This is a genomic window from Streptoverticillium olivoreticuli subsp. olivoreticuli (assembly GCF_003391135.1).
GTDB lineage: Bacteria > Actinomycetota > Actinomycetes > Streptomycetales > Streptomycetaceae > Streptomyces > Streptomyces blastmyceticus.
In genome coordinates, this window is record NZ_CP031455.1 from 3,459,123 (window position 1) to 3,471,479 (window position 12,357).

Genomic DNA, 12,357 nt, shown 5'->3' on the forward strand with positions numbered 1-12,357 from the left:
CGCCCGGCCGCGGACGAGCGGGGCACTCCATGGAGCCGCCGCCCCGCCACCGTCACCGACCGGCAGGCCCGGGCCATCCGTCTGGGTCCCCGCTCCGTCGCGGCGCTCGTCCTCGTCTCCCTGATGGGGATCGCGGCCTTCGGCTGGCCGCTGCTCGCCGACTCGGCGTCCGGGCTCGCCCACTCCAAGGACGCGCCGTGGCTGTTCGCCGCGCTGCTCCCGCTGCTGCTGGCCGTCGTGGCGGCCACCATCGCCGACACCGGCCTGGACGCCAAGGCCATCGCGATGCTGGGCGTACTCGCGGCGGCGGGCGCGGCCCTGCGGCCGCTGGGCGCGGGCACGGCCGGGATCGAGCCGATGTTCTTCCTGATGGTCCTGTCGGGCCGGGTCCTGGGCCCGGGCTTCGGCTTCGTCCTCGGCTCGGTGTCGATGTTCGCGTCGGCGCTGCTGACGGGCGGGGTCGGACCGTGGATGCCGTTCCAGATGCTGGCGATGGGCTGGGTGTCGATGGGCGCGGGCCTGCTCCCGGGCCCGGACCGGCTGCGGGGCCGCCGCGAGGTGCTGCTGCTCGCGGGCTACGGCGCGCTGGCCTCCCTCTGCTACGGCACCGTGATGAACCTCCAGGGCTGGCCCTACATCGGCTCCCTGGCCACGGGAGTCTCCTTCGTCCCGGGCGCCCCCCTTCCGGAGAACCTCACCCGCTTCATCGCCTACTGCCTGACCACGTCCCTGGGCTGGGACGTCCCCCGAGCGATCGTCACGATCACCGCGACCCTCACCCTGGGCCCCACCATCCTCAAGGCCCTGCGCAGAGCGACGCGCCGGGCGGCGTTCGACGCGCCGGTGGAATTCAGGAACGGATAGCGCCGCGGCCCTATATAGATTTCTGTATAGTCGCGCCATGGGTGACCCCTGGCAGATCGAGATCGAGCCGGAAGTCCGGCAGTGGCTGGAGCTCCTCTCGGACGCCCATCACGACAAGGTCGAGCGGGCGGCCGACATGCTCGCGGCCCGGCCGACCACTCTGGGGGAGCCGTACTCCCGCCACCTCGGCGGCAAGGTCCGCGAGCTGCGTTTCACTCTGGACGGCAACGCCGTGCGTATCGCGTACTGGCTCGCCCCGGGCCGGCGCATCGTGTTACTGACGGTGTTCCGCAAGACCAGGCAGCGCGAGGCGGCCGAAGTGGAGCGTGCCCAGCAGACACAAAAGGCGTGCGAGGCGGACCACGGCCCTGCCGAGCACAGCTACGACCGGATCAAGGAGGAGAATCCGTGAACCACTCCCAGTGGAAGACCCGCCGGACCAGGAAACTCCTGGGAGAGCAGGTCGAGGAGTCGCCCGCCTACATGGAGGCCGGGTACGCGTACGCCCTTGGCCAGGCCGTCTACGACCGGCGTACCGAAATCGGTCTGTCACAGACCGAACTGGCACGTCGCGCGGGTATGGCCCAGCCGCAGATCTCCAACATCGAGGGCGGTGACTCCGTACCGACCCTGCCACTGCTCACCCGCCTGGCCAAGGCCCTGGACTCGTCGCTGACCATCGACCTGGACGGCGACAGCTCAGCGTTCGTCTTCACTCCGCACGATCGTCGGCAGTCGGATGAAGCGCCCTCGGGCGGACGCCCCTCGGCGGCCTGAGCTGCGGCCGCGACTCGGGCAGGCCCCACCCCGGCCTCGGGGCCGAGGCATGTGCGGGCCTGTCCGGAACTTGAGCTCGCCACGACCCGGCGGCCACATCAGCGGATGAAGACGAACACCCGGTTGTTTCCGAGGCGTTCCGCGCCATCCGGGGTCTCTATCGTGAAGTCGATGATGCCGGGCGGCTTCTGGCGGCCGCCGGCGTAGGCACTCATGCGGGGGTAGAGCACGACCCATTGGCCCGGCTTGCAGTCGAGGTTGAGGGCTACGGACTCGCACGTCAGCGTCTCGAACTCCGAGTCCTCGCCCGTTGTCACCGCGCCGCTCAGGATCTCCTCCTGCGGGGTGCCCTCGTGTTCCCAGCGGGCCATGGTGAGCTGGGGGTCCATGAAGCGCATCCGGCTCTTCCGCAGGTTCTCGACGGTGATCCGTACCGGCCCGATCCACTCGGTGCCGACGTTGCGTACGACGACGGACGGGTAGTTGTACTCACTCCCGTGGACGGCCCACAGCTCCCCTCTGCCCTCGATCGTCAGCCTCGCTGCGGCACTCTCTTCCTCAGCCATTCGCCACCCCTGCCCTCGCATAGGTCGGACCGGACCCGCGCACCCTAACCACGCCGCGCCCGCGCGCACACCACCGCCCGGCGCATACGAGCCAAGCAGCCCTACGGCAGCCGCTGGATGATCGTGCCCGTCGCCAAGCCGCCGCCCGCGCACATCGTGATCAGGGCGAATTCCTTGTCGGCGCGCTCCAGTTCGTGCAGGGCCGTCGTGATCAGGCGGGCGCCCGTCGCGCCCACCGGATGGCCGAGAGCTATCGCGCCGCCGTTGACGTTGACCTTTTCGAGGTCCTGGTCGAAGACGCGGGCCCAGGACAGCACGACGGACGCGAACGCTTCGTTGATCTCCACGAGGTCGATGTCCTTGAGGGACATGCCCGCGCGGCCGAGGACGGCGCGGGTGGCGTCGATGGGGCCGTCGAGGTGGAAGTGGGGGTCGGCGCCGACGAGGGCCTGGGCGACGATGCGGGCGCGGGGGCGCAGCCGCAGGGCGCGGGCCATGCGTTTGGAGGCCCACATCAGGGCGCAGGCGCCGTCGGATATCTGGGAGGAGTTGCCGGCGGTGTGGACGGCGGTGGGCATGACGGGCTTCAGCCCGCCGAGCGCCTCCATGCTGGTGTCGCGTAACCCCTGGTCGCGGTCGACGAGGCGCCACATGCCCTGCCCGGCGAGCTGTTCCTCCTCGGTCGTCGGGACCTGCACGGCGAAGGTCTCGCGCTTGAAGCGCTCCTCGGACCAGGCGCGGGCGGCGCGTTCCTGGGAGAGGAGGCCGAGGGTGTCGGCGTCCTCTCGGGTGAGGCCGCGTCTGCGGGCGATGCGTTCGGCGGCCTCGAACTGGTTGGGCAGGTCGACGTTCCACTCGTCGGGGAAGGGCTTGCCCGGCCCGTGCTTGGAGCCGCTGCCGAGCGGGACGCGCGACATGGACTCGACGCCGCAGCCGATGCCGACGTCGATGACGCCGCTCGCGATCATGTTGGCGACGACGTGGTTGGCCTGCTGCGAGGAGCCGCACTGGCAGTCGACGGTGGTGGCGGCGGTCTCGTAGGGCAGGCCCATCGCGAGCCAGGCGGTGCGGGCCGGGTTCATCGACTGCTCCCCGGCGTGGGTGACCGTGCCGCCGACGATCTGCTCGACGCAGTCGGGCTGGATCCCGGTGCGGGCGAGGATCTCCCGGTAGGTCTCGCCCAGCAGATAGGCGGGGTGGAGATTGGCGAGCGCCCCTCCGCGTTTGCCGATGGGGGTGCGCACGGCTTCGACGATGACGGGTTCCGCGGCCATGATGCTTCCTTTCGTGGCATCCGGAGGCGTCCCGGCGGCCCCCCGGCGCTGTGCCATGCACTCGGGGCCTCCCGGTGGCCCCTGAGCAGTCCCCCGCCGAACTGGTACGCGTTCTAGTTCTGTTCGCAGTCTTATGACTGCTACCCCCGGTACGCAAGGGTGGCGCACCCTCGGGCTCCGCAACAGATGGCGCCACCGCCCTTGCCACTCCACGGCCCGCTCATTACCTTCTGGGCACATCTGATGGACCGTCAGGCGTACGGAGGTGGTGGCCGATGTCCTGCCCAGCGCTGCCCGGAGGGTTCGACTTCACCGACCCCGGCCTCTACGAACAGCGGGTGCCGCTCCCGGAATTCGCCGTCCTGCGGCGTACGGCACCGGTCTGGTGGAACGCCCAGCCGCACGGCGTCGCGGGCTTCGACGACGACGGCTACTGGGTGGTCACCCGGCACGCGGACGTCAAGGAGGTCTCCACCCGGCCGGAGATCTTCTCCTCCGCCGCCAACACGGCCGTCATCCGCTTCCACGAGCACATCCGGCGCGAACAGATCGACGTGCAGCGGCTCATCATGCTCAACATGGACCCGCCCGAGCACACCCGCGTGCGCCAGATCGTCCAGCGCGGCTTCACCCCTCGCTCGGTCCGGGCCCTGGAGGGCGCGCTGCGCGAGCGCGCGAGGGCGATCGTGGCGGAGGCCCGGGAGCGGGGCGGCGGCAATTTCGTCACGGACATCGCCTGCGAACTCCCGCTCCAGGCCATCGCCGAGATCGTCGGCGTCCCCCAGGAGGACCGGGCGCGGATCTTCGACTGGTCCAACAAGATGATCGCGTACGACGACCCCGAGCTGGCCATCACCGAGGAGGTCGGCGCGACGGCCGCGATGGAGCTCATCTCCTACGCGATGAACCTGGCCGCCGAGCGCAAGAAGTGTCCGGCCCGGGACATCGTCAGCCTGCTGGTGGCCGCGGAGGGCGAGGGCAATCTCGCCTCGGAGGAGTTCGGCTTCTTCGTGCTGCTGCTGGCCGTCGCGGGCAACGAGACCACGCGCAACGCCATCAGCCACGGCATGCACGCCTTCCTCACCCACCCCGAGCAGTGGGAGCTCTTCAAGCGCGAGCGGCCCTCGACGGCGGCGGAGGAGATCGTACGGTGGGCGACGCCGGTCGTCTCCTTCCAGCGGACGGCGACGCGCGACACGGAGCTCGGGGGTGCGGCGATCAGGGCGGGGCAGCGGGTGGGCGTCTTCTACGCCTCGGCCAACAACGACCCCGAGGTCTTCGAGCGGCCCGAGGTCTTCGACATCACCCGGGACCCGAACCCCCATCTGGGCTTCGGCGGCGGCGGTCCGCACTTCTGCCTGGGCAAGTCGCTGGCGGTGCTGGAGATCGACCTCGTCTTCAACGCCATCGCGGACGCGGCGCCGGGCATCGAACTCGCGGGTGAGCCACGGCGGTTGCGGTCGGCGTGGCTGAACGGCATCAAGGAACTGCGGGTGCGCTACGCGTAGCGGGCACTGCCACTGACGGATAGTCAACTTCCTTTGCCTGGAGCGGAATCGGTCCGTACCAAGACCTTGCCCACCGACACCGGTGGACTTACTCTCGGGTACACCTCCGGGCCAGGCACGATCGTCACGCCACTCACCCGCTCGCACGCGGCTCTCCGAGAGGACATCGCATGAAGGACGCCCAAGGAAGACAGGTGACGGGACGCGTCAGATGGCGGAAGTTCGCCGTCCTGGCCGTGCCCGGCTTCGCGGCCACGGCCGCGCTCGCCATCGCGCTCGCCGACGGGGCACTGGCGGCCTCGTTCGCCGTTTCAGGGCAGGAGTTCAAGGTCAGCGCCGGCAACCTGGACGGCGAGGGCTTCGCGCAGTACGGCAGCATCGACGCCAACGTCCGGGGCCAGCTGCTGCCCGTGGCCGTCACCGCGGTCAAGAAGGCGGAGATCAAGGACCTGTGCCAGTCCGTGGTCACCCATCTCCCCGTGATCGGTGACATCTCGCTGAACCTGCACGCCGGCGGGGGCAAGGACCCGGTCAAGGCGTCCGACCTGTTCCTGGACGCCACGCAGCTCAGCGGCAACGCCGAGTTCAAGAACATCGAGATCGGGCGCGACGCCTCCACGGTCGACAAGGGGCCGAAGGGCGCGCAGGGTCTCCAGGACCTCTTCGCCCAACAGGCGGACCATGTGAAGATCAACGACATGCGGCAGGTCGCCTGGGCGACCAACGCGGGCACCTTCACCCTCTCCGGCCTGAGCATGAGCATCGCCAAGGGCAAGCAGGAGTGCTTCTGACGTGGCGGCCGGCATCGAGTCCGGCCGTCCACGGCGGCACCCGTGGGCGGCGTGGCGCCAGTGGCGCAAGGGGCGGCCGTTCTGGGGCGGGCTGGCGACCGTGCTCGCCGGGGCGGAGATCTGCGCCATTCCACTGGCGCCGCTGAAGGTCATGCTGCACCAGGGGATCGCGGGCATCCCGTCGGTCCTCATGGGCCTGGTCATGATCCTGATGGGGCTCAGCGCGTGGTTCGCACCGCAGTACCGGACCCTCGCCGGGATCGTCACCGTCATGGTCGCGGCGGCCACGCTGGTGATGTCCAACCTCGGCGGCTTCCTGATCGGCACGCTCATGGGGGTGGTCGGCGGAGCGATGATCTTCGCTTGGCAACCCTTGCCGGCCGAGCCGGCGACGGCTCGGGGTGGCGCGGTTCCGGGCGGCGAGCCGTTGCCGGCTGACGCCGGCGGGGTCCCGGACCGGGAGACCGGAGCACCGGGCAGCCCTCCTTCCGACCCGGCGACCGAAGACCCGGGCGCGGAGCCCGGCGTTCAGGGCAGCTCGGACAGCAGCGCTGCCGGAACCCCTGCAGCACCGAACGACAGTGAGCCCGACGCGACCCCCGGCAGTCCGCCGCCTGGGGCCGGAGCCCCGGCATCACCCCCGGCCGAACCGGCACCCGATCCACAGGCCGACCCGCCCGTCGACACCCTGACCGCTCCCCCGCCGGACCCACCCGAATCGCCCGGCAGCGGTCCGCGGGACACCGCGCCCCGGCCGCCCGCCGGGCCCTCGGCCGAGATCGGGCCGTGGACACCGGCACAGCGGTCGCCCAGGTCCGGCCCCGTCCGGGACGTCGACCACCAGCCCCGTCCCCACCTTCCGCACCAGAGGAGTTCCGATGACCGCTCGTAGATTCCGCAGCCGTGCCCTGCTCGCCTCCGGAGCCGGGCTCGCGTTCGTCGCCGCGCTCGGGTTGGGCGGTGCGGGGACCGCCGATGCGCGGAGTGCCGATGACGCGGGGCCGACGACCGTCACACCCGCGGGGCACTACTTCGCGGCGACGCTCACGGGGAGCGCCACGTTCAAAGCCGGTTCCGTGATCGCGACCTGTAACGTCTCCAGCTCGCAGCCGACTGCGGGCGGCGGGGACGCGAGCAACCAGATACCGAACGCCCCCGCCAACCACAACGACGCGGGCCCGGTCGTCAGCGGCCTCAACTCGCCCACGTACTCCTCGTGCAGCGCCAACCTCCCGGGCGTGACCGTATCCGTCACGACTTCCGGCGCCTGGGGCGTGGCCATGCAGAACGCGGACTCGCCCGCCGCCACCCTCACCATCCCCAGCGGCGGCTTCGTCCTGCAGACCACCGGCCTGGCCAACTGCACGGTGACAGCGGCGCCCGCCGCGGCGGCCAGCCTGAACACGACCTTCACCAACGGCTCGCCGTCCACCCTCACCGTCACCGACGGCATGGTCCCGGTGCAGGTCACCGGCGGATTCGGCTGCCCGACGGCGGCGACGTCCTCGGTGTTCAACGCGACCTACCAGGTCACGGACGTCACGGACCCGTCCCAGCAGATCACCGTCACCAGCTGACTTCCGGGGCAGACCGGGGCGGGAGCGCTCAGCCCTTGGACCGCGCCGGTTCCGCCGTCTCCGCGACGGCCGGCGCGTCGCTCCCGCTCCGCGCCCCCGGCACCTTCCCCGGCGCCCGGCGGCCGGGCCCGGTCAGTGCGTACTGGACGGCGAAGCCCGACATGACCACGAACGCGCCGCCGGCCGCGTCCAGGACGTAGTGGTTGGCGGTGCCGACGATGACGGAGAGCGTCATCAGCGGGTAGAGCATGCCCAGCCACTTCATCCACACCTTGGGCGCCACCACGGCGATCACGACGCCGCACCACAGGGACCAGCCGATGTGGAGCGACGGCATGGCCGCGTACTGGTTGGAGAGTTCGGTGAGCGCGCCGAAGTCGGGATTGGCGAGATCCTGCGGGCCGTTGGCGGTGTCGATGAAGCCGCGGCCCGGCATCAGGCGCGGCGGGGCCAGCGGGTAGGCCCAGAAGCCGACGAGCGCCATCAGCGTCGCGACGGACAGCGCCGTGCGGGCCCAGCGGTAGGTGCCCGGGCGGCGCACGTAGAGGTAGCCGAGCAGGGAGACCGGCACCAGGAAGTGGAAGGTGCCGTAGTAGTAGTCCATGCTGTCGGCGAGCCAGTCGACGCCCGCCACGAAGTGGTTGAAGCCGTGCTCGACGTCGATGTGCAGGAACTCCTCGGCGCCGAGGATCTGTCGGCCGTGGGACTCCGCGAGGGCCCGCTCGTCGGGCGCGCTGGCGCGGATGAAGGAGTACGCCCAGTAGCCGACCCGTATCAGCATCAGCTCCAGGAACACGTTCGGCCGGCTCAACGGCCGCTTCCAGAAGCGGAACAGCGGCACCCAGGAGAACCGGCCCCGCTGCGGCTCGGACGCGGGCGTCGGCAGCGGCCGGTCCCACAGCGGTGACGTGCGCGGCAGGAAGGGCACCGCGCAGGCGGCGACGATCGCGGCGAGCAGCGGCGCGTTGTCGCCGAGGGGCCGCAGGAAGGGGTTGTCGGGCATGAGGACCGTGCTGGTCAGCGTCATCACGAGGACGACCAGGACGGGCCAGACGAGCCGGTCGGCGCGGCGCCCGCCGACCCGGCCGACGACGGCGAGCAGGATCCACAGCTGCTGGTGCTGCCAGGCGGTGGGCGAGACGGCGACCGCGACGCAGCCGGTGAGGGCGGTGGCCAGGAGCAGTTGGCCGTCGAGGGCGTAGCGGGCGGCGCGGCGCAGACCGAGCACGGCGACGGCGACGGCGAGCAGGCCGTAGAGCACGAGCTCGGCGGGGCCGTGCAGGCCGATGCGCAGTAACAGGCCGTGCAGCGACTGGTTGGCGAGGCCGGCGGGCGCCTCGCCGAGGCCGGCCCCGGCGATGTGGTGGAACCAGTACGTCCATGAGTCGTCCGGCATGGCCAGCCAGGCGGCGGCCGTGCCGACGGCGAAGGCGATGCCGGACGCGGCGGCGGCGCGGCGCCGCCCGGTCAGCCAGAGCAGCGCGGCGAAGAGCAGCACGGCGGGCTGGAGCGCGGCGGCGACGCCGACGAGGATCCCGGAGGCGACGCCGGAGCCGCGGGCCAGGCGCGGCAGACAGCAGGCGAGGAGCACCAGCAGCACGGGGATGATGCTGGTCTGGCCGAGGGTGAAGGTGTTGCGCACGGGCAGCGAGAGCACGGCCAGGATGATCGCCGCGGGGGTGGCGAGCAGGGCGGTGCGGCGGCTCACCGGGGCGGGCAGCGAGCGGGCGGCGACGAGGGCGAGGGCGACGACGAGCAGCAGGGTGCCGAGGGTCCAGCCGATGCCGAGGCTGTGTTCGGCGGCCTTGGTCAGCGGTTTGAGCACGAGTCCCGCGAAGGGCGTACCGGTGAACTTGTCGGTGTCGTAGAGCGATCCCTTCACATGGAGGACACCGTTGTCACCGATCCAGCGTTCGAGGTCGGTCAGGCGGCGTTCAGGAGGGAGGCGGAGCACCACCGCGGCCTGACGGACTGCCAGTATCCCCGCGAGCAGCCACAGTGCGCCCAGAGCCAGGACCGTCCGCGACCCCGCCCCGGGCAGGCTCCCCAGGCCGCCCCTCTGTGCATTCGCCACGCCCCGCAGCTCCTCCAGTCGCCCCGGCTCGGTCACCCTCGTAGGGCTGTTTGAGACCTTACTGAGTCCTGAAGAACAGACGCAGGTCACCCCCAGGTCACCTGACAAGGTCCCACAACTGTCCGGATCCTGACGGCTGTCACCTCCAACGGCGGGTTCGTGCCGCCGGAAAAAGGTCGCCGCGGGAGATCGGCCGCGTGCCACCATGCGCGCATGACCGAACACAGGACCGATGACCGTCGCGTCCCCCGGGTGTGGGACATCGCGCCGCAGCCCGTCGGGGCGCCCGCTTCCGCCACGCTGTTGCGGGAGTACCTCACCGACGTCGCCGACCGCTGGCACCTGCTGCACGACGGCCGCCGGTGCACGGCCGAGGAGATCGACGGCTATCTCGCCGAGGACCCCAGTGACGACCTCGCACCGCCGCGCGGAGTGCTGTTGGTGGGACGGCACGGCGGCGAGCAGGGCGGCTGCCTGGGCCTGCGGATGCTGGACGAGCGGACGGCCGAGCTGAAGCGGATGTACGTACGGCCCGCGAAGCGGGGGCTCGGCGGGGCGTCCGCGCTGCTCGCGGCGGCCGAGGCGGTGGCCCGTGAGTGGGGTGCGGAGCGGATCGTGCTGGACACCAGGAAGGATCTGGTGGAGGCGGTGGCGCTCTACGTCCGCCACGGTTTCACGCACATCCCGCAGTACAACGAGGGCCCGTACACCGAGGTCTGGCTCGGCAAGGAGCTGTGATCACGGGCGCGGGTCGTGGTCCCGCTTCGCGGGGCCGTTGTGGGGCTGCTCGGAGTCGGAGCCGCACAGTTCCGCGTTGAGTTCGCGCACGAGCTGCTGGAGGTCGGTGGGGCGGTCCTTCGACCACCAGTCGCCCAGGAGGTCCGCGAGCGATTGCTCGCGGGCGCGGAAGAGGCGTTCGGCGACCTGCCGCCCCTCGTCGGTGAGGATCAGCGGCAGCCCTTCGCGTACGGCCAGGCCACGCGACTCCAGCTGCGCCGCCGCCTCGGTGATGATCCGCAAGGGGATGTCCACGCGCTCGGCGAGCAGGGCGGGTTCGGCGGATCCGTAGCGGTTCATGCGGAGCAGCATCCAGCTCGCGGCGGGTTTGAGGTCGAACCCCGCCCGTTCGGTGATCTCCTCGTAGATCCGGCGCTTGCCCTCGCGGCTGCCGAGGAGGGACAGCGCGCGGGCGCACTCCTCGTGGGAGGAGCGTTCGACGGGGTTGCTGGAGAGGACCTCGCTGGTGTCGGGGGCGGTGACGCTGCCCCGCAGCGGCTCCTCGCGGAGGAGGAAGGCGAGGGCGAAGGCCACGAGCACGGCGGGCACCGCGTAGAGGAAGACGTCGGTGATCGACGTGGAGTAGGCGTCGAGGACCCCCGCCCGGGGCCCGGCGGGCAGCGCGGAGACGGCGCGCGGGTCGGACTTGAGCTGCCCCGGGGTGACGCCTGGCGGCAGGTGCGTGCCCGCGAGGGCGTCGGCGATGCGGGGCCCGAGCTTGTTGGTGAAGATCGTGCCGAAGATGGAGACGCCGAAGGACGCGCCGATGGACCGGAAGAACGTGGCGCCGGAGGTGGCGACGCCCAGGTCCTCGTAGCCCACGGAGTTCTGCACGATCAGCACGAGCACCTGCATCACGAGGCCGAGCCCGAAGCCGAAGACGAAGAAATAGAGGCTCATCTCGCCGGTGCCGCTGGCCGGTTCCAGCCGGTGCAGCAGGAGCAGGCCGATGGCGGTCAGTCCGGTCCCGGCGATAGGGAAGACCTTGTAGCGGCCGGTGCGGCTGACGATCTGCCCGGAGGCGGTGGAGGAGATCAGCATCCCCGCCACCATCGGCAGCATGTGCACTCCGGACAGGGTGGGCGTGACGCCCTGCACGACCTGGAGGAAGGTCGGCAGGTAGGTCATGGAGCCGAACATGGCGAAGCCGACGACGAAGCCGATCACGGAGCAGAGCGCGAACGTCCGGATCCGGAACAGCTTCAGCGGCAGTACGGGCTCCGCCGCGCGCCGCTCCACGAGCACGAACGGCACCAGCAGCGCCACGCCCAGCACCCCGAGGCCGATGATCTGCCAGGACGACCAGGGGTAGCTGACGCCGCCGAGCGAGGTCATCAGCACCAGGCAGGTGGCGACGGCGGCGATGAGGAAGGTGCCGAGGTAGTCGATGCGGTGCGGGGTGCGGCGGACGGGGATGTGCAGGACGGCGGCGATCACGGCGAGCGCGACGATGCCGATGGGCAGGTTGATGTAGAAGACCCAGCGCCAGCTGAGATTGTCGACGAAGAGCCCGCCGAGCAGCGGGCCGAGCACGCTCGTACCGCCGAAGACGGCCCCGAACAGCCCTTGGTAGCGGCCGCGGTCGCGGGGCGCCACGATGTCGCCGACGATCGCCATCGACAGCACCATCAGCCCGCCGCCGCCCAGGCCCTGCAGGGCGCGGAAGGCGATGAGCTGGCCCATGTCCTGGGCGATCCCGCACAGCACGGAGCCGATCAGGAAGATGACGATGGCCGTCTGGAAGAGCTTCTTGCGCCCGTACTGGTCACCGAGCTTGCCCCACAGCGGGGTCGCGGCCGTGGACGCGAGCATGTAGGCGGTGACGACCCAGGAGAGGTGGTCGAGGCCGCCGAGGTCGCTGACGATCGTGGGCAGCGCGGTGGAGACGATCGTCTGGTCCAGGGCCGCCAGCAGCATGCCGAGCAGCAGCGCGCCGATCGCGACGAGCACGGTGCGCCGGGGCTGCCCCGCGCCGGGCACGGCCACGGGCTCCGCGGCGGCCGCGGAGGGGGCCGGGGTCTCGTCCGCCATGGGCTGGCTCCTGGGGTGCGGCTGCCGGCTGTCCGCTTCCCATCGTGTTCCGGATCGGCGCGCCCGGACAGCCGGGGTAGCCCATTGGCTGTTTTCCCTCCTGTCCCCGACCCCGCCA

At 71.2% G+C, this 12,357-nt stretch carries 12 protein-coding genes; 8 read left to right on the forward strand and 4 right to left on the reverse strand.

Features of this window, described 5'->3' with window-relative positions:
• The first annotated feature begins 75 nt into the window (after positions 1–75).
• The 3 genes from DXZ73_RS14695 to DXZ73_RS14705 are packed head-to-tail and all read left to right on the forward strand — an operon-like array spanning position 76 to position 1,641.
• Entirely contained in the window at positions 76–864 is a 789-nt protein-coding gene (locus DXZ73_RS14695; RefSeq protein ID WP_240351736.1) for an ECF transporter S component, read from the forward strand.
• Between the two features lie 37 nt (positions 865–901).
• Complete coding sequence (locus DXZ73_RS14700) at positions 902–1,276, forward strand: type II toxin-antitoxin system RelE/ParE family toxin (RefSeq protein WP_116211443.1); 375 nt, start codon at positions 902–904, stop codon at positions 1,274–1,276.
• Positions 1,273–1,641 carry a helix-turn-helix domain-containing protein gene (locus tag DXZ73_RS14705; RefSeq protein WP_116211444.1) on the forward strand — a complete coding sequence of 123 codons (369 nt, stop codon included), beginning with the start codon at positions 1,273–1,275 and terminating at the stop codon, positions 1,639–1,641. The genes DXZ73_RS14700 and DXZ73_RS14705 overlap by 4 nt, the downstream gene beginning before the upstream one ends.
• A gap of 98 nt (positions 1,642–1,739) precedes the next feature.
• On the opposite strand, the gene DXZ73_RS14710 is transcribed toward DXZ73_RS14705, so the two are convergent.
• Together DXZ73_RS14710 and DXZ73_RS14715 are read right to left on the reverse strand one after the other, a co-directional pair.
• Positions 1,740–2,207, reverse strand: coding sequence for a hypothetical protein (locus DXZ73_RS14710; RefSeq protein ID WP_116211445.1), 468 nt, complete (start codon positions 2,205–2,207; stop codon positions 1,740–1,742).
• 101 nt (positions 2,208–2,308) lie between these two features.
• Positions 2,309–3,481 (reverse strand): steroid 3-ketoacyl-CoA thiolase, encoded by a 1,173-nt coding sequence (locus tag DXZ73_RS14715; RefSeq protein ID WP_116211446.1) that lies wholly within the window; start codon positions 3,479–3,481, stop codon positions 2,309–2,311.
• A gap of 275 nt (positions 3,482–3,756) precedes the next feature.
• Between DXZ73_RS14715 and DXZ73_RS14720 the strand changes: the two genes are divergently transcribed.
• The 4 genes from DXZ73_RS14720 (at position 3,757) to DXZ73_RS14735 (ending at position 7,357) form a co-directional block, all read left to right on the forward strand.
• Positions 3,757–4,989, forward strand: coding sequence for a cytochrome P450 (locus DXZ73_RS14720; protein ID WP_116211447.1), 1,233 nt, complete (start codon positions 3,757–3,759; stop codon positions 4,987–4,989).
• A 170-nt stretch (positions 4,990–5,159) separates the two neighbouring features.
• A complete protein-coding gene (locus DXZ73_RS14725) occupies positions 5,160–5,780 on the forward strand; it encodes a DUF6230 family protein (protein ID WP_116211448.1) in 621 nt (206 codons plus the stop codon).
• Position 5,781: 1 nt separating this feature from the next.
• Positions 5,782–6,672 carry a DUF6114 domain-containing protein gene (locus tag DXZ73_RS39455; RefSeq protein ID WP_240351344.1) on the forward strand — a complete coding sequence of 297 codons (891 nt, stop codon included), beginning with the start codon at positions 5,782–5,784 and terminating at the stop codon, positions 6,670–6,672.
• Positions 6,659–7,357 (forward strand): hypothetical protein, encoded by a 699-nt coding sequence (locus tag DXZ73_RS14735; RefSeq protein WP_116211449.1) that lies wholly within the window; start codon positions 6,659–6,661, stop codon positions 7,355–7,357. Before DXZ73_RS39455 ends, DXZ73_RS14735 begins: the two co-directional genes overlap by 14 nt.
• A gap of 28 nt (positions 7,358–7,385) precedes the next feature.
• Here the strand turns inward: DXZ73_RS14735 and DXZ73_RS14740 are convergent, their stop codons facing one another.
• Positions 7,386–9,431: a bifunctional glycosyltransferase 87/phosphatase PAP2 family protein gene (locus DXZ73_RS14740; protein ID WP_425315838.1), complete on the reverse strand. Its 2,046-nt coding sequence runs from the start codon at positions 9,429–9,431 to the stop codon at positions 7,386–7,388.
• A 213-nt stretch (positions 9,432–9,644) separates the two neighbouring features.
• Between DXZ73_RS14740 and DXZ73_RS14745 the strand changes: the two genes are divergently transcribed.
• Positions 9,645–10,169 carry a GNAT family N-acetyltransferase gene (locus DXZ73_RS14745; RefSeq protein WP_116211451.1) on the forward strand — a complete coding sequence of 175 codons (525 nt, stop codon included), beginning with the start codon at positions 9,645–9,647 and terminating at the stop codon, positions 10,167–10,169.
• Here the strand turns inward: DXZ73_RS14745 and DXZ73_RS14750 are convergent, their stop codons facing one another.
• On the reverse strand, positions 10,170–12,239 hold the full coding sequence (locus DXZ73_RS14750) for an MFS transporter (RefSeq protein WP_116211452.1): 2,070 nt from the start codon (positions 12,237–12,239) through the stop codon (positions 10,170–10,172).
• Between the last annotated feature and the right edge of the window lie 118 nt (positions 12,240–12,357).